The 18,628-nt window shown below is 40.5% G+C and carries 13 protein-coding genes; 4 read left to right on the top strand and 9 right to left on the bottom strand.

Annotation, left to right across the window (positions count from 1 at the left end):
- Nucleotides 1-251: 251 nt before the first annotated feature.
- Nucleotides 252-2,327: a M13 family metallopeptidase gene (locus H5126_RS10845; RefSeq protein WP_154903909.1), complete on the top strand. Its 2,076-nt coding sequence runs from the start codon at nucleotides 252-254 to the stop codon at nucleotides 2,325-2,327.
- 36 nt (nucleotides 2,328-2,363) lie between these two features.
- Here H5126_RS10845 and H5126_RS10840 read toward each other — a convergent pair whose 3' ends face one another.
- The 4 genes from H5126_RS10840 to H5126_RS10825 form a co-directional block, all read right to left on the bottom strand.
- Nucleotides 2,364-3,464, bottom strand: coding sequence for a phosphotransferase enzyme family protein (locus H5126_RS10840; RefSeq protein ID WP_182720971.1), 1,101 nt, complete (start codon nucleotides 3,462-3,464; stop codon nucleotides 2,364-2,366).
- 22 nt (nucleotides 3,465-3,486) lie between these two features.
- Entirely contained in the window at nucleotides 3,487-3,885 is a 399-nt protein-coding gene (gene mutT, locus H5126_RS10835) for an 8-oxo-dGTP diphosphatase MutT (RefSeq protein ID WP_007377262.1), read from the bottom strand.
- Between the two features lie 68 nt (nucleotides 3,886-3,953).
- Entirely contained in the window at nucleotides 3,954-6,662 is a 2,709-nt protein-coding gene (gene secA, locus H5126_RS10830) for a preprotein translocase subunit SecA (RefSeq protein ID WP_182720970.1), read from the bottom strand.
- Between the two features lie 371 nt (nucleotides 6,663-7,033).
- A complete protein-coding gene (locus H5126_RS10825) occupies nucleotides 7,034-9,061 on the bottom strand; it encodes a methyl-accepting chemotaxis protein (protein ID WP_182720969.1) in 2,028 nt (675 codons plus the stop codon).
- Nucleotides 9,062-9,177: 116 nt separating this feature from the next.
- Here H5126_RS10825 and H5126_RS10820 point away from each other — a divergent pair, with 116 nt between their 5' ends.
- The gene (locus H5126_RS10820; RefSeq protein WP_182720968.1) at nucleotides 9,178-9,948 is read left to right on the top strand and encodes an NADP-binding protein; all 771 of its coding nucleotides are present in this window, start codon (nucleotides 9,178-9,180) and stop codon (nucleotides 9,946-9,948) included.
- On the opposite strand, the gene hutH is transcribed toward H5126_RS10820, so the two are convergent.
- The 3 genes from hutH to hutC all read right to left on the bottom strand — a co-directional run bounded on the left by hutH (nucleotide 9,945) and on the right by hutC (nucleotide 13,930).
- A complete protein-coding gene (gene hutH / locus H5126_RS10815) occupies nucleotides 9,945-11,480 on the bottom strand; it encodes a histidine ammonia-lyase (protein ID WP_182197460.1) in 1,536 nt (511 codons plus the stop codon). The two genes, H5126_RS10820 and hutH, sit on opposite strands and share 4 nt — an antisense overlap.
- 2 nt (nucleotides 11,481-11,482) lie before the next feature.
- A complete protein-coding gene (gene hutU / locus H5126_RS10810) occupies nucleotides 11,483-13,156 on the bottom strand; it encodes a urocanate hydratase (RefSeq protein ID WP_182720967.1) in 1,674 nt (557 codons plus the stop codon).
- A 66-nt stretch (nucleotides 13,157-13,222) separates the two neighbouring features.
- Nucleotides 13,223-13,930, bottom strand: coding sequence for a histidine utilization repressor (gene hutC, locus H5126_RS10805; protein ID WP_024596303.1), 708 nt, complete (start codon nucleotides 13,928-13,930; stop codon nucleotides 13,223-13,225).
- Between the two features lie 119 nt (nucleotides 13,931-14,049).
- On the opposite strand from hutC, the gene hutI reads away from it, so the two are divergent.
- Together hutI and H5126_RS10795 are read left to right on the top strand one after the other, a co-directional pair.
- Nucleotides 14,050-15,297 carry an imidazolonepropionase gene (gene hutI, locus H5126_RS10800; protein ID WP_182696196.1) on the top strand — a complete coding sequence of 416 codons (1,248 nt, stop codon included), beginning with the start codon at nucleotides 14,050-14,052 and terminating at the stop codon, nucleotides 15,295-15,297.
- Between the two features lie 120 nt (nucleotides 15,298-15,417).
- Nucleotides 15,418-17,082, top strand: a complete 1,665-nt coding sequence (locus H5126_RS10795) for an EAL domain-containing protein (protein WP_182720974.1) — start codon at nucleotides 15,418-15,420, stop codon at nucleotides 17,080-17,082.
- Here H5126_RS10795 and H5126_RS10790 read toward each other — a convergent pair.
- A complete protein-coding gene (locus H5126_RS10790; protein WP_165723716.1) occupies nucleotides 17,079-18,128 on the bottom strand; it encodes a formimidoylglutamase in 1,050 nt (349 codons plus the stop codon). The two genes, H5126_RS10795 and H5126_RS10790, sit on opposite strands and share 4 nt — an antisense overlap.
- 1 nt (nucleotide 18,129) lies before the next feature.
- Complete coding sequence (gene rraA, locus H5126_RS10785; RefSeq protein WP_002959955.1) at nucleotides 18,130-18,627, bottom strand: ribonuclease E activity regulator RraA; 498 nt, start codon at nucleotides 18,625-18,627, stop codon at nucleotides 18,130-18,132.
- Between the last annotated feature and the right edge of the window lies 1 nt (nucleotide 18,628).

The following is an 18,628-nucleotide window of genomic DNA, read 5'->3' as shown; positions in this document are numbered from 1 at the left end:
TACAGGCAGTGCTATTTTTACTCCTGCTATATTCAAGAATTTAATGGAGTTGGTATGTGATACCAACCTGCATAAATCTTTGATCAATTTAACGAATTAAATTGCACTATAACGTCGTTAAAAATTTTTTATTTAGAACAACTAGATACAAAAACTTTTGCCTAGTTCTAGCGTAATTTTCTTAACGTTAATTAGACCCCATACATAAGCAGATTGGTATGATTTAATTCTAACTAACAAACGGAATCATTATGAATAAAGTAACAATGGCCGCTGCGAGCATAGCGCTTGCACTTGGTCTAGTAGGTTGTGGTGAAAAACAACAAGAAGCTAAAGTAACCGATACTCCTGTAGTAACAGCACCCGCTGAAAAGCCACTAGAGCTTGGTATTGAACTAGCGAATATGGATAGTTCAGTACGCGCACAAGACGATTTTTATTATCATGTAAATGGACAGTGGTTAGCAAAAACTGAAATACCAGGTGATAAGTCTAACTACGGTTCTTTTTCGCAGCTATATGATGAGTCACAAAAAGCGATGAAAATTGCCCTTGAAAACGCAGCCGCGAATAAGGCCGCTAAAAAAGGCAGTGATGAGTATAAAATTGGCGCATTTTATAAAAGCTACATGAATCAATCTGCGCGTAATGAGCTAGGTATTACGCCATTACAACCGTCATTAGATACGATTGATAGCGTTAAATCTAAAGCTGACTTAGTGGGTTTAATGGCTAAAATTCAAAAACAAGGCGGTACTTTACCGTTTGGTTGGTTTGTAAATAACGATGCTAAAAACTCGAGCGAGTATGCATTGTATTTATCTCAGTCGGGCCTAGGTTTACCAGATCGTGATTATTACTTAAACGATGACGAAAAATTCACTAAAATTCGCGCTTCTTACGAGCAATACATCACAGATGTTTTAGCAAAATCAGGCGTTAAAAATGCAGCAGAAGCTGCCAAGAGCGTACTTGCATTTGAAAAAACACTAGCTGATGCTCAATGGAGCCGTGTGCAAAGCCGTGACGCAACTAAATCTTACAACAAGATGACAGTAGCAGACGCAAGCAAGTTGATGGGGGAGCTTGATTTAGCTGCATTCTTTAAAGATGCAGGCGTGAGTGCAAGTGACATTATTGTACGTCAACCAAGCTACTTAGAAGCACTTGCTACTATTTACAAAGACACTGATTTAGCAACGTGGAAAAACTACTTAAAATTTCATTTTGTAAGTGGTTATGCAGAGCTACTTAGCGAAGATTTAGTTAACCTTAACTTTGACTTTTACAGCACAACACTTCGTGGCGTAGAAGAACAAGCACCTCTTTGGAAGCAAGCGGTTGATGCATCTAACAGTGTACTTGGTGAAATTTTAGGTAAGGTATACGTTAAAGATAACTTCCCGCCAGAAGCTAAAGCACGCATGGAAGAGTTAGTTGATAACGTAATTAAAGGTTATGGCGTTGCTATCGAAAATCTTGAGTGGATGAGCCCTGAAACAAAGCTTGCAGCGAAAGAAAAATTAGACAAATTTACGCCTAAGATTGGTTACCCAGACACGTGGAAAGATTACTCAGAGCTAGAGATTAACTCAGACGAGCTAGTAGGTAATTACATTCGTTATAGCGAATGGGCATACGCAGATATGATTGCTAAATTGGGTAAACCAGTTGATCGCTCTGAGTGGCACATGACTCCGCAAACGGTAAATGCGTATTACAACCCAGTAAACAATGAAATTGTATTTCCAGCCGCTATATTACAACCACCATTCTTTAATTTAGAAGCGGATGATGCTGTAAACTACGGCGCAATTGGCGCGGTAATTGGGCATGAGCTTGGCCACGGTTTTGACGACCAAGGTGCTAAATACGACGGTGACGGTAACTTACGTAACTGGTGGAGTGAGACTGACCTTAAGCAATTTGAAGAGCGTACAGCGGCTTTAGTTGCACAGTATAACGAATATAAACCATTTGAAGATGCAAGTGTTAATGGTGAGCTAACGCTTGGCGAAAACATTGGTGACTTAGGTGGTTTAACCGTTGCGCATAAAGCGTATATGCTATCTTTAGGTGATAAAAAAGCACCCGTGATAGATGGTTACACAGGCGATCAACGTTTCTTTATGGGTTGGTCACAAATCTGGCGTCGTAACTACCGCGATGAAGAGTTGCGTAATCGTTTATTAACAGACCCTCATTCACCAAGCCACTACCGTGTAATCGGTATCTTGTCGAACATGCCTGAGTTTTACGAAGCGTTTGACGTAAAAGAAGGTGATAAAATGTATATCAAACCAGAAGATCGCGTAAAAATCTGGTAATTGCATTGCTATAAATAACAAAAAACCAATAAGTTTTTAGCTTACTGGTTTTTTTGTATCTTGAATTTGTTTATCGACTAAGCACGCGTGCATCCATTCTTCGTTACTCAGTATGTTTTTATAAAGCGCGAGTTGGTTTTGTGCTCGCTCTAAATTATGCTCTGCATGAGATACTTTAAAGTACACATCGTTATTTAAGTAATCAGTTAAAAAGCGCACACTTAACATGAGCGGCATTATTTTAGCGCCTAATAATAAGCTTTCTTGCTCTAGTATACTCATGCTATTTTTTAATGGCGTTACATAGCCTTTTACAATGGCTGAAAATATATCTTTTCGAATAACAATGTTGTGTAAGTTTGTTGAATCCTCGGCTTCGGGGGAGCAAAATGTACGTACCATGTCGCCAAAGTCATAAAGCCAAAATCCTGCCATGCAGGTGTCTAAATCAATAACTGCTTTTGCTTTGTGAGTTGTATTACAAAACAGCATATTATTTATTTTTGTATCGTTATGACACACTCTAAGGGGTATGTGTTTAGCTACCTGACTAAGCTCAGTAATTAAATGCTGCTGCGTTAAGCAATATTCTATTTCGTCAGCGCAGTGCTTTACTCTATTAACTACGTTGTTAGTGATTGCGGTATCTAATTGCTCAAAGCGCATCGCTAAGTTATGAAAATCAGGAATTACAGTGTGCAGCTGTTGCGCATCAAAATCTTGTAATGCATGAGCAAATACGCCAAAGGCGTAAGCCGCTTGCTCGCTCTGCTGGGTATTTTTAACAACGTCTTCGCTGTAGCTATCACTAATATAGTTAAGGACGCGATAATACGCATTATCAATTTTTATTAAGTGTTCATCGTTTTGTGTAGCTATATGTTTGATTATTTCAAGCGGGTAATTATTTTGCAGTTGTTTAGCATTTAAATGCTGCTCAATCAGTTTTGCATTACTCACTAACTGAGCAGGGTTTTTAAATACCTCAGTATTAAGTTTTTGCACAATAAATTGTTTATCAATACTTGTAAGTAGCCATGTACTATTTATATGACCGCTACCAATCGCACTAACTTGAGTTAACTCAGGGGGCAGTGCTAACAGTTCGCTTAGCTTATTTTGTATTGAGATATTCATTGTGCTCACTTATGCCCTTTTTTTATGCGTATCGGGCAACTATTTTTTCGATAATTTCAGCATTCGCTTCAGGAAAATCATAATTTTCTAATTCAGTAATTGCTACCCATTCGCTAGGTTGCCCTTCAGCGCCATGTGCTTCACCGCTAAAGTTACTTACTACGTGTACATCTAATTTAACGCATTTATCGCCGTAGTCATGTTCAATCACCATCAATTGGCTAGAGCTGTGAATGGTTAGTCCAACTTCTTCAATAAGCTCGCGTTTAAGTGCAACAAACACACTTTCTCCAGCTTCAACTTTACCACCAGGAAATTCCCATAAACCGCCTTGATGTTGTTCATCTGCACGTTTACAAATGAATATAGCGTTATTTTTCTTAATAACACCAACAGCTACATGTACAATTTCTATAGTCATTACTTTAAAACTCCATAAAAAAAAGCGACGCTAGCGCCGCTTTTTAATAAGCTACTGACAATATTGGGTTACTTTAATTTACCGCAACACTGTTTGAATTTTTGACCTGATTTACAAGGACAAGGGTCATTACGACCTACTTTTGGTTCTGTACGAGCCATTACTGTCGCTGTTTCTGGCGCTTCGCCACCTACGTGCTCAGCTTCTTCATGTTGGTATTCGCGAGGAGCATTTTCACTTTTACGGTATTGCTCTTCTACTTTTTCAACATCTTCTTCTGCGCGTACTTGTACTTTACTTAGAATGCTTACAACATCTACTTTCAAGTTTTCAAGCATTTCGGAGAACAGCTCAAACGATTCACGCTTGTACTCTTGCTTAGGATTCTTTTGCGCGTAACCACGTAAATGAATACCTTGGCGTAAATGATCCATTGCAGCAAGGTGATCTTTCCAATGCTGATCAAGGCTCTGAAGCATAATCGCTTTTTCGAATTGACGTAATACAGAATCGCCAACTTGCTCTTCTTTTTGCTTGTATGACTGCTCAACCGCCTGCTCAATACGCTCACGAAGCTTTTCTTCGTATAGTTTATTGTCATCTGCTAACCACTGAGTAATAGGTAACTCAATTAAGAAGTCTTGTTTTAAACGCTCTTCAAGGCCAGGAATGTCCCACATTTCAGCAAGGCTTTGCGGTGCAATGTACTGATCAATTGTATTGCTAAGTACGTCACCACGAATTGCAGTAATAGTTTCTGAAATATCGCCTTCTTCAAGTAGTTCGTTACGCTGAGAGTAAACAACACGACGTTGATCGTTTGCTACATCATCGTACTCAAGTAGTTGCTTACGAACGTCGAAGTTACGTGCTTCTACTTTACGCTGTGCATTTTCAATCGCACGGTTAACCCATGGATGTTCAATTGCTTCACCGCGTTGCATGCCTAATTTACGCATCATGTTAGTCATGCGCTCACCGGCAAATATACGCATTAGCGCATCGTCCATCGATAAGTAAAAACGGCTTGAACCAGCATCACCTTGACGACCAGAACGACCACGTAATTGGTTGTCTATACGACGAGATTCGTGACGTTCAGTACCAATGATATGTAAACCGCCGGCATCAATTACTGCATCATGGCGAATTTTCCAAGCTGCTTTAATTTCAGCAATTTGCTCATCAGTTGGGTTTTCAAGTTTTTCAACTTCACTGTTCCAGTTACCACCTAACACGATATCGGTACCACGACCGGCCATGTTTGTTGCAATTGTTACTGTTCCTGGTAGGCCAGCATCTGAAACGATGTCAGCTTCTTGCGCATGAAATTTAGCATTAAGTACATTGTGCTTAATTTTTTCTTTGCGTAAAAACTGCGATAAATACTCAGAACTTTCAATTGAAATAGTACCAACAAGCACCGGTTGTCCACGGTCTTGGCAGTCTTTAATATCAATTAAAATAGCTTCGTATTTTTCTTCTTGCGTTAGGTAAACTAAATCGGCGCGATCATCACGAATCATCGGCTTATTAGTTGGCATAACAACGGTATCAAGGCCGTAGATTGACTGAAATTCAAATGCTTCAGTATCGGCTGTACCTGTCATACCTGCTAACGTTTCGTATAAACGGAAGTAGTTTTGGAACGTAATAGAGGCAAGTGTTTGGTTCTCGTTTTGAATTTTTACACCTTCTTTTGCTTCAACAGCTTGGTGTAAACCTTCTGACCAACGACGACCTTCCATTGAACGACCAGTATGCTCATCGATAATAATTACTTCGTTTTCTTTTACAACGTAATCAACATCTTTTTGGTATAGCTTATGAGCACGAAGGGCGGCATAAACATGGCTTAGTAGCGTAATGCTTGCTGCTGAATAAAGCGAATCGCCTTCTTCAATTAAGCCGCGCTCAGTAAGTAGCTCTTCTACTTTAATTTGACCACGTTCTGTTAAATGAACTTGCTTAGACTTTTCATCAATCGTGTAATCGCCATCGCCTTCAATGCCTTCTTCGTCTTCTTTTTCTTGAAGCTCAAGTAAAGGAACGATGGTGTTTATTTCAGTGTATAGCTCAGAGCTATCCTCAGCTGGGCCTGAAATAATAAGCGGGGTACGTGCTTCATCAATTAAGATTGAATCCACTTCATCGACTACAGCATAAAATAATGGACGTTGAACTCGTTCATCAATGCTAAAAGCCATGTTGTCACGAAGGTAGTCAAAACCAAATTCGTTATTAGTACCGTATGTAATGTCGGCAGTATAAGCTAGCTTCTTTTGCTGCGGCATCATACCTGGTACGTTACAGCCTACTGTAAGGCCTAAAAATTCAAATAACGCACGGTTGGTTTCAGCATCACGTTTAGCAAGGTAGTCATTCACGGTAATTACGTGAACACCTTTGCCTGTTAAGCCGTTTAGATAAGCTGGTAGAGTAGCTGTAAGTGTTTTACCTTCACCGGTACGCATTTCTGCAATGCGACCTTGATGTAAAACCATACCACCTAATAACTGCACGTCGAAATGACGCATGCCATTTACACGCTTTGACGCTTCACGTACCACAGCAAAAGCCTCTGGTAGAATGTCGTCAAGGCTTTGTCCGTTATCGTAACGTTCTCTAAACTCAGCTGTTTTAGCTCTTAAATCTTCATCAGAAAGCGCTTCAAGTTGCGTTTCTAGCGCATTGATTAGCGCGACCGTCTTTCTTAAGTTTTTAATAGTGCGGTCATTGCGACTACCAAAAAGCTTGGTAAATAAATTAGATATCATGATAAAACCGTTACAATGTATTCTTTGTCAGCCGAGTATCGGCTAACCCATTTTTAACAATTGGTAATTAATATGTGCTTTTAAGTAACACTTAGAACATATTAATTAGCAATTTTGTATTAAACCGTTCAAAAAGCACTGTTTATTACGTGCGCTACTATACCAGACTCTGCCAAACAACAAACTATCTCAATAAAAAGATCGGTGTATAAAATCGAAAAATTTGATCTGGTTCGTAAAAATCACTTTGTATTACTCAATTACAGTAAAAATAGCAGCGAACTGTAAAGATATGGTGCTAAATAAATTAAAAACAAGGGTTATAGTTGCGCTTAAGTTTTACGCTTAAACACAACTATTAAATACATGTTTTATAATTTAAATTGATTAACCGTTTTGTTAAGCGCCGCAGCTAAATCACTTAAGTCACGAGCTTCGTCAGCGAGGGTGTGCGCATGGTCAGCGGTACTGTTCACTAAGTTATTAATTGCCGAAAGGCTCGTATTAATATCCTCAGCAACAACAGTTTGCTCCTCGGTAGATGTGGCTATTTGATGACTTTGGTCTTGTACTTTAGTAACCGACTGCGCAATATTGTGAAGTGAGCTAAGCACTTCTTTAGTTTGAAGCACTGAGCCCTCGGTTTGATCTTGTCCTTGTTGCATCATTACTGAGGCTTGTTGAGCTATTTGCTGCAAGCGCGAAATCATATTTCGAATATCGTCTGTTGATTCTTGTGTGCGACTTGCTAGTGAACGTACTTCATCAGCAACAACGGCAAAGCCTCTACCGTGTTCACCGGCACGAGCAGCCTCTATAGCCGCATTAAGTGCAAGTAAGTTGGTTTGATCAGCAATGGAATTAATTACATCGACTAATGCACCAATGTTATTACTTTCTTGCTCAAGACCTGCAACCACTTTAGATGCTTCGCCAATATGTAATGCCAGTTCAGTCATTACTGTTTGCGCCTGTGTAGAACGGCTAGCTCCTTCAGCTGTAATTGCTTGTACTTCTTCAGCTGCGTTATTTGTGTGTTGTGCGTTACGTGATATTTCAAGCACAGTAGTCGCCATTTCAGTTACCGCTGCGCTCACGCTATCAACTTGCTGCTTCTCTTGCTGAATTTCAGAATTTGTTTTCTCAGAAACACTTCTTAGCTGGGCCGCTGCATTACTTAGTTGTTCTGCTTGCGCTGCGGTATCAAGCATCATGGCGTGCAACTTATCAATAAAAGTGTTCATGTGGTTGGCCAGCTGTCCCACTTCATCTTGACTATTAATATAAATTTTTTGAGTAAGATCGCCTTCGCCCGATGCTATATCACGCATAATGTGCGTAAGCGTTGTAATGGGTTTTGAAATCATGTGGGTAGCCCATAAAATCATGGCTAATATAATGATTAAGATAATAATTACCGCCGTTGTTGTAGCGGTTACTGCAGCATTTACGGGCTCTTCAATCATAGTAGTTGGGATAAGTAGACCTACATACCAATCTATATAAGGCTGCTCTAGCTGCAGGCGATGGTAAACCACATAAAACTGCTCACCTTTAAAAGTAACCATTTGGCTGCCTTCAAGGTTATTTCGCATTTGTGTATTTAACTCTTTAAAGCCTGCTGTATTTGTAAATTGTTGCTCAAGCGCATCGAGCCCTTCTTTACCGTTTGCACCTTCATCTGTAATTGAAAGTTTATGCCCAGTGGCCTTTGAAAAATGAACTACTTTTTGATTACCATCGAGTAAAAATCCATAACCTTGGCCGTTAAAGCGAATATTTTCGACCATGTCGTTAATTTTGTTTAATTGTAAATCAACACCGCCCATACCAATGAGTTTTCGCTGAGCGTTATAAACAGGTTGTTGTACTACTGCGGATGCTACGCCTGTGGTTAAATCAACAGAGATTGGACCTACGTAAAGCTTGTTAACTTGCATGGCTTCTTGCCACCACCCACGCTTGTAAGCGTAATAAGGCTGGCCGTTGTAGTGACTTGTACGCTCGTTTTCTTTAAAGTATTCACCGGTGGTTGCTGAGGCAAAAAAGGCCGATAAAATGTTTTCGTCATTTGAGCTTAAACGCACAAAGTCTTGGTTTACTTCGTTGTAACCTGGCGCGCTTTCGAGTGCTTGATCGCGTGTATCCCAATTTTCAAAAAAGTTGATTAAATGTGGGTTATTAACAAAGGTTGATACCATTTTACCGTACATCACGAAGTAACTTTGCATTGAAAGTTGCTCGGTCTGTAGATAACTTTGTGCTTCGTTTTCTATGTTTTCTCTAGAGAGATTGGCAATGTGTTTAACAAAAAATGTTGAGGCGATAATTAGTAAAACGGTAATTGTTCCACCAATCAATAATAATATTTTCTTCCGTAATGATAAATTATTTAGCATGAGTACACATATTTTTATTATTTATGAAATTATATCTAATCATATCTTACTTAAAATCTCTATAAAGTTAGATAGAAAGAACTAATTATGCGTTTAAAATAAAGGCTTATACAAAAATGACAAATAAAAGTAATAAATTAGTAGTATTAGGTGCAGGCTGGTTAGGACATGCTTTATGCGTAAGTGCACAAAAAGCTGACTGGCAAGTACAAGGAACGCATAGAACAGATAGACACGAGTTTGACTTTGAGCGTCAGTTTACACTTGAAGATGGACAATTAAGGCATCAAGTTGATTTACAAGGTGCTTATTGGGTATGTGCTATTCCACCACGTAGCAGGCACAGTGAAAGTAATTATCCTGAAACACTCACCGCAGCGCTTAAGCTTTCAAAGGAGCTAAACGCAAAGGGCTTTTTATTGTGCTCATCAACCGGGGTGTACGATCAAGAGCCTGGTGTATATAGTGAAAGTAGCGATATTTCATGCACAAACGAGCGCCAAATAAAGCTTTACGAAGCTGAAGAGCAAGTGCTCGAACAAGATGGCAAAATACTTCGTTTAGCTGGCTTACTAGGGCCTAATAGAGAACCGGGGCGTTTTGTGGCAGGTAAAGAGCTCAATACATCAAGTGAGCAAGTGGTAAATATGGTGCATCAACAAGATGTAATTAATGCTATTTTTGCGGTGATAGAGCACTGGCAAGTAGGGCAAAATATTTATAATGTGGTTAATCCTGCGCACCCCACAAAAGCTGAATACTACGCTATGAAGTGTCAGCAACATGGTGGTGAAATGCCAACGTTTACAGGAACTGATTCGGCTGAGCGAAAAATATTAGGCTCAGCCATTGAAGCCTTAGGGTTTAGCTATCAGCACGGTATTTAATATGCTGAAGGCAGGGGACTGCTCTCTATAAAGTCGCATAGCTTACCTTCACTTAGTAATGTATTAGCAGCTTCGATATCGGGAGCAAAGTAGCGGTCTTTATCATAATAACTTACATGCTCGCGTAACAATGCTTTAGCGCTTTGCACTTTATCTGATGGTTCAAGCGGCTTTCTAAATTCTAGCCCTTGAACCGATGCTAACCATTCTATTGCCAAAACACCTTGGGTATTATTGGCCATTTCATCTAAGCGCCTTGCTGCAAAGGTTGCCATAGAAACATGATCTTCTTGATTTGCAGATGTAGGCAAGCTATCGACCGAAGCCGGATGCGCTAATGATTTGTTTTCTGATGCAAGCGCTGCTGCGGTAACTTGGGCAATCATAAATCCAGAATTTACCCCGCCGTTTTCAACTAGAAATGGCGGCAATTTGGATAGGTTTGAATCGATAAGTAATGCAATTCGCCTTTCTGCTAATGCGCCAATTTCGGCAATTGCGATTGCTAAGTTGTCAGCGGCCATTGCAACGGGCTCTGCATGAAAGTTTCCTCCCGATATTATGTCGCCTACATCGGCAAAAACTAGCGGATTATCGGTTACACCGTTCGACTCGCATAGTAACACTTCTGCAGCTTGGCGTATCTGAGTTAGGCAAGCACCTAGCACTTGAGGCTGGCAGCGAAGGCAGTATGGATCTTGTACTTTTTCACAATTGACGTGGGAGTTACTAATTTGAGAGTGCGTATCGAGTAGCTCTCTAAATACTTGAGCGGTGTCTATTTGTCCGCGCTGTCCACGAATTTCATGAATACGTGCATCAAATGGCGCGCGACTGCCCATTGCAGCTTCTATGCTTATTGATCCGATAACGCAGCTTTGTGCATATAAGTTCTCGCTTCTAAATAGGCCTTGTAGTGCAAACGCAGTCGACGCTTGTGTGCCATTTAATAATGCTAAGCCTTCTTTGGCTGCAAGTGTTAGGGGTTCAAGTCCCGCTATTTTTAACCCTTGTGCTGCGCTAATTATTTCTCCTTTATGTCGCATTTGACCTTCAGCTAATAAAGGTAGACACATATGCGCAAGAGGGGCTAAATCTCCCGATGCCCCCACGGAGCCTTTTTTAGGCACGCATGGATATACTTCGCTACTAAGCAGCTGCATAAAAAATTGGATTACTTGCAGGCGAATGCCCGAATAGCCACGTGAAAGCGAGTTTACTTTTAAGGTGATCATTAACCTTACTGTGCTGTCATCCATGTATTCGCCAATACCCGCAGCGTGTGAAAGCACAATGGAGCGCTGTAATAATTCAAGTTGGTCGTCGGCAATTTTAGTATTGGCTAATAATCCAAAGCCGGTGTTAATTCCATATACAGTGCGGTGTTCATTAATAACATTTTGAACGGTTTGCGCGCTGGCTGCTATTTGCGACTCGGCATGCTTTGCAAGGCTCAGCTTTACCGGTGAATTATTAATTTTTCTTAGTGTGTTTAAATCAAGTGATCCGGGTGTGAGAGTAAGTTCGAACATGATCATTCCTCGTTTAACATAGGTAGGTCTAAATTTTGTTCTTTAGCGCAGTTTTTTGCTATGTCGTATCCGGCATCAACATGGCGCATTACACCTGTTGCAGGGTCGTTCCACAGTACGCGAGCAATACGCTCTTTAGCTTCATCAGTACCATCGGCAACAATAACTACACCAGAGTGCTGACTAAATCCCATTCCTACACCGCCACCATGATGAAGCGACACCCAAGTAGCGCCACTTGCGGTATTAAGCAGTGCGTTGAGTAATGGCCAATCTGATACTGCATCTGAGCCATCTTTCATGCTCTCTGTTTCGCGGTTAGGGCTGGCAACTGAGCCAGAGTCGAGGTGATCGCGACCAATAACTATAGGGGCTTTAAGTTCGCCATTTTTAACCATTTCATTAAAGGCCAGTGCAAGGCGTGCTCTATCTTTTAGGCCAACCCAGCAAATGCGTGCAGGTAAACCTTGGAATTGTATGCGTTCCCGCGCCATATCAAGCCAGTTATGTAAATGTGCATCATCAGGAATAAGCTCTTTTACTTTAGCGTCGGTTTTATATATATCTTCAGGGTCGCCTGATAATGCTACCCATCTAAATGGTCCAATCCCTTCACAAAATAAAGGGCGAATATATGCAGGCACAAATCCAGGAAAATCAAACGCGTTGGTAACACCCTCATCAAACGCCATTTGACGAATATTATTACCGTAATCAGTAGTGGCGGCACCGGCTTTTTGTAGTGCTAGCATAGCTTTAACTTGGACTGCCATTGATTGTTTAGCGGCTTTTACTACGGCTTTTGGATCTTGCTCACGCATTTTTGCTGCGTACTCCATTGTCCAGCCTTGTGGTAAGTAACCATTTAATGGATCGTGAGCAGATGTTTGATCTGTGACTACATCAGGGGTAATGCCTGTTTTAACCAGTGTACTAAATACATCGGCAGCGTTACCTAGTAAACCCACTGAGAGGGCTTTACCTTTAACACATGCATCGGTTATTAATTGCAGTGCGTGTTCAAGATTTGTTGCTTTTACATCAACGTAGCCTGTTTTTATACGAAAATCGATACGGCTTTCATCACATTCAACAACCAGTGCACTAAACCCAGCCATTGTAGCTGCAAGTGGTTGCGCACCGCCCATACCACCAAGACCACCTGTTAATACCCATTTACCACTAGCGCTACCTGCAAAATGTTGCTTTGCCATAGCTACAAAGGTTTCGTAAGTTCCTTGTACTATGCCTTGCGAGCCAATATAGATCCAAGAACCCGCCGTCATTTGCCCGTACATCATCAAGCCTTTTTTATCGAGCTCGTTAAAGTGCTCCCAATTTGCCCAGTGTGGAACAAGATTTGAGTTAGCAATAAGCACGCGAGGAGCATTACTGTGGGTTTTAAATACACCAACGGGTTTTCCTGATTGTACAAGCAGGGTTTCGTCGCTTTCGAGCCTATCGAGGGTTTCTATAATTTTGTCATAACTTGGCCAATCACGAGCTGCTCGGCCAATACCACCATATACAACAAGTGCATGAGGATGCTCTGCAACTTCAGGGTCTAAATTATTCATTAGCATGCGCTTGGCAGCTTCTGTTTGCCAGCTTTTAGCACTTATTTTATCTCCGAGAGGTGCACGTATTACGCGACTTGTGTCGAGTCGGTTGTTCATGTTTTGCTCCTGTTGTATATACAAGGTGATTTGTTATAAAAAAAGCGCAGTAAGCGCTATTGTTTGTTATTTTTTAAATGTTAAGTGGCCGCCTAAGCGATATTTACTGCCAGGTGATACAAGGCGCGCAAAGCTTACAATGCCTTTAACAGACCAGGTGCGTCGGATCACTTGTAAGCATGGCTCTTCATTATATAAATTTAACCATTGGCACATTTCGCTGTTTGGCATAATGGCCTCTACTGTATGCCTTGCTTGGGTAAGTGGGGCAACACTAGATAGATATTCATGTGGTGTAAGCGTGCTGAAGTCTTGTTGTAAGTAGCCAGTCGCAAGGGCAGGATTTACAAAACGCTCTTCTAGCTGCAAAGGGCTGTCATTTTCGTTATGCACAAGTACACTTCGATATACAACACTGTCAACCTCAACACCAAGTGCAATGGCAATAGGTGCTACTGCATTTATTGATTCGAGTATGAGTACACTACAGGTGTAGTTGCCGTTACGCTCTTTTACTTCATCAGCAATATTTTTTATTTCAAGTAACGATGACTGCGATTTAAATGTAGCTACAAATGTACCAAGCCCTTGGCTGCGGGTTAAAATACCTGCCTCGGTTAATTCGCTTAGTGCTCTGCGGGCTGTCATCCTGCTTACACTAAATTGACTACTTAGTTCGTTTTCAGAGGGAACACGTTGGTTTTCTTGCCACGTACCGCTGCGAATTTTATCAACAATGAATTGTTTTATTTGCGCAAATTTAGGTGTCGTCATTAAATTTATGGTTACATTAAAAATAAACTATATAAATAAGATGACACAATTATCTTGTATATACAAGATGGGTTGTTAGACTATATTTTCATCACTCTGGGCGTAAAAAGGGCTAAAAAATGCAAAGCACAACACAAAATTATGAGTTAGAAGAAATCGACTTACTTTTAACTGATGCCAATATTGCCACTATGGATAGCAATATAAATGCCCCTTATGGCGCAATCGAAAATGCTGCTATAGCCATTAAAAATGGTAAAATTGCGTGGATTGGAGAGCAATCAACATTGCCTAGTTTTGATGTGTTTGCAACGCCGACATTGAGTGTAAAAGGACAGTGGTTAACGCCGGGCTTAGTAGATTGCCATACTCACTTAGTATTTGCAGGTTCAAGATCGCAAGAGTTTGAACAGCGTTTGCAAGGCGTAAGCTATGAGCAAATCGCAGCACAAGGCGGTGGCATAGCAAGCACGGTTAAAGCCACAAGAGCAGCCGACCGTGAACAATTGTTTGTTGATGCAAAAGATCGCTTAAATACGTTATTAAAAGAAGGTGTAACCACCGTTGAAATAAAGTCTGGTTATGGGCTAGATACTGAAAATGAGATAAAAATATTAGAAGTCGCTCGTTTATTAGGTCAACATCACCCTATTGATATTAAAACTACTTTTTTAGGGGCGCATGCTCTACCGCCTGAATACAAAGGCCGTGCTGATGAATATATTGATTTAGTGTGTACTGACATGCTTGATCAGGTAGTGGCTAATAATCTTGCTGATGCAGTCGATGTATTTTGTGAAAATGTTGGGTTTAGTTATTCGCAAACCAAACGTGTTTTCCAGGCGGCTAAAAAGCATAACCTCCCAGTAAAATGCCATGCTGAGCAGCTATCTAATCAACAGGGTGCTAAGCTGGTGGCGCAGTTTAATGGCCTTTCGGCGGATCATATTGAGCATCTAGATGAAGAGGGTGTAAAAGCCATGGCAGACGCTGGGACGGTAGCGGTATTATTGCCAGGTGCATTTTATTTTTTAAGAGAAACTAAATTCCCACCTATTGAATTACTTAATCAATATAAAGTACCTATAGCTATTGCGAGTGATTTTAACCCAGGTACTTCACCACTATGCTCAGTGCACTTGATGATGAACATGGCATGCACATTGTTTAGATTAACACCTGAGCAAGCATTAGCTGGTGTTACTCGAAATGCAGCTAAAGCACTAGGTTTAGACGACCGTGGTATTTTAAAGGTTGGCGCAAGAGCTGATATTGCGCATTGGCAAATAAGTCATCCATCACAATTAAGTTACCAATTTGGCGTAAATAAACTGTTAAATTTATGGATTTTGGGTAGAATTAATTAGTTTGTATTATTTTTACCCACATATAACTTGGTTTAAACTTTTTTAGCGAATACGGATGCCGTTAATTTGAACATACTAACCGACAGTAATTTCCCAATATTTTTTAGTGGTGCACTATTAATGGCGATGATCGCCACTTTATTTGCTGTTAAAAATACCAGTATTAAATTTAGTTATTTATGCACAGCTGCTGTTGGTTTAGCTATTTTAAGCAGCGGTGCGGCTTGGCTTGCTATTTTACTAGCCTTTGGGTTTTGTTTTCACTTATGGCAAGCATTTGAGCGAAATAATTGGAGCATGATAATTACCAGCTCAATGGCTGGTCTTTTATTTGTTGTTCTATTTTCAGCTCATTTATTATTGGAAGTTCCGCTATTTTGGGTTGTGTTAGCAATATTATTATTAGCTATTGTTGGCTTTTTAAATGATGAAAGCGCTGAAATAGAAGTCGTTATAGAGCCAGAACCTGAAGGTGATGCATTTGTTGAAGAGTCTCCGCTTTCAGTTTTTGCAGATAGAAAACAGTTACGCCAAGGTTACTATGCATGGTGCGACAACAAACAAATAAGCGCAGCGTTAATCGTTATTCGCCTTGAAGGCTTTGAGCAAGTTAACCAGCATATTGGACGCGACTTTGGCGATATACTGTTAGCGCAATCGGCTAATCGAATAAAAGAGCTACTTTCAAGTGACGAAATAGTGACTTTAACTGGACAAGAAAAGCTAGCCCACTTAGGGGGTCTTAACTTTGCATTTATTTGTAGTTTCGCGAATCAAAAACACTTACATGAATTAGTTATTGACCAAATACTGGGTGCAACGCTTAAGCCATTTAATGTTGCTAACTGCACTGTAGAAGTAAAAGCGAGAGCGAGTTATGTTGATTGTAATGAGCAAGATAACAACTTTGATAATTTAATATCGTACGCATATCTGGCACTCGATAGCCACCCAGATCGCAAGGTTGTGCCTTATCATCAACAAATGATGATTGAATTGCGAGAGCAACAAGCGCGACTAAAGGAATTAGCAAATATTGATTTTTCGAGCGAGTTAGAGCTTTATTTTCAGCCTATTATTTGTAACGAAAACGGTCAAATTGAGTTTTTAGAATTACTACTGCGTTGGCAGCACCCTAAGCAAGGGATTTTATCCGCTAACAGGTTTATCGACGACATTAGAATTGCAGGGCTTGGTTATCCACTCGCTAAATTTGTAATAGAGAGAGCTGCTGAGCTTGCAATGGCGCTTAGAATAGAAGGTATTTCTATACCGCTTAGCATTAACGTATTTGGTCCTGAAATGCTTAACGAAGAGTTTATTGAATTTGTTGATGTTGTTTTAAGTGAGCATCACTTGGAAGCTGGCGATTTAATTGTTGAATGCCCTTTGCATATTTTTGCGGGACTAGATGATAAAGGCAGAGGCATGATCGCAAGGCTTAATAACATAGGCTTAAAAGTATGTGTTGATGGACTTGGTGATAACCCGGTACTGCTTTCTAAGTTACCAAGCTTAGCGGTAGAGTATATTAAGGTTTCACCTTCACTCACTGCTGACTTTAGTAATCAAAATAATATACGCAGTTTAGTTAGCGGAATGGTTGAAATGCATAACCAACAAAAAACAAAAGTGATTTTTGAAGGGGTAGAAACACTTGAGCAACTTAAGTTTGTAAAAAGCTTAAAAGGTTATGCTGCCCAAGGTTATTACTTTGGTCACCCGCTAAGTAGTATTGGTTTAATGAGCTGGCTAAAAGAGTGGCGATTAGTTCAACAGCGCTAAGTGTTTTCTTTGGCTTGTAGATAGCTATTCACAAGTGCACTGATCACTTGTCCTACATGGGCAGCACCGGCCTCAACTCCGTTAGGGTGCTGGCTAGGCGCTGCTTCACATAAATGTAAGTACTTAGAGTCGCGATGGTTTGCTGCTAAATGCACAAAGTGCTCAGTGTCATTCACACTAAATCCGCAACATGTGTACGCACTCACCGGCATGTAAGTAATACTATCTAAATCAACTTCAATACCCAGTGGTAAATCGTTAAAATTACTTAATGCGTTTTCAATTGCCTGCGTGAGTGTAGTTTTTCGCTTAACTTGTATTGATTGATAGCTATCAAACGTAAAGTTAGCTTCACTCATTGCATCTATAATTGCTTGATTGTTTTTTATCTCATGTAAGCCAATAACGTGGTAATTACTTAGATGTTGCTCGTTATAAGCGTAGCGAAAGCCATTGCCGCTATGGCGACCTTCACATTCTCTAAAGTCGGCATGAGGGTCAAAGTTGATAGCATTAATAGGTGTATTTTTTGACTTACTCAGGGCACGGATAATTCCCAAGCAATTGTTATGACCTCCGCCAATAACGATTGGCTCAAGCCCCGCTTTAAAAATAAGGCTCAATACCGACTCTACGCGTTCATCAAGCTGTTGGCATAAATCTCGTAATTGAGTTAACTGCTGGCCTTGCTGATTATTAAGCTGGTTGCTTTGCGCCATTAAATCATCAGTATTAACTTCACCCAATAAAAGCACTTTTTGAGTGGCAATAAATTGATTGTGAGGTTGGTTTAAAAAGCGTTTTAAAAAAGCCGGCCATGCTTCGTTTGCACCGCCATTTCCTAAGTTTGCTTTTGGGCCGATATCTTCGCAAATACCCAGAAGTACATAGCGGATACCAAATTGAGCAGCGTCAACAAGTGCTTGTTGCAGGTTTACTTGGGTGTCGAGCAAGGCCATTGATTGCCATGCTTTTTTCTCATTTGCGCGGGTAGAGCAAAGTGTTCTAACCGCGCTTTCATCATATACTTTTAAATGGGAAGTCACGTTATACTTCTACAACTTCCAACTCTAATTCTTCTGCAGATAAAACAATGCCTGTGCTATCAGCATAAATAAAGTCGTCATCAAAAAATGATACCCCAGCAAAGTTAACGCCTATAGCATCTTCACCAGCACCTTCGCTGTCGGCTGCAACAGGGATTGAAGCAATTGCTTGAATGCCTAAATCAAGCTCTTCAAGCTCATCAACGTGGCGTACTGCGCCGTAAACAACAATACCATTCCAGTTGTTTTCAAGTGCTAGCTCAGCCAGTTCAATGTCGATTAGTGCGCGACGAGTTGAGCCGCCACCATCAATAAGAAGTACTAGGTCTGTACCATCTTGAGAAAGTAATTCGCGGATGAGTTCATTATTTTCAAAACATTTAACCGTTTTAATGCGGCCACCAAAGCTGTGTCGACCACCAAAGTTGATGAACATAGGCTCTAGCACGTCAACCACGTCAGCAAAGTGGTCGCATAAATCAGAAGTGCTGTAATCCATT

Origin of the sequence: Pseudoalteromonas sp. SG45-3 (genome assembly GCF_014164075.1) — a bacterium.
In the GTDB taxonomy this organism is placed as follows: Bacteria; Pseudomonadota; Gammaproteobacteria; order Enterobacterales; family Alteromonadaceae; genus Pseudoalteromonas; species Pseudoalteromonas distincta.
Note: the sequence above shows the minus strand (reverse complement) of the source record. Positions and strands in the feature narration are given on the sequence as shown.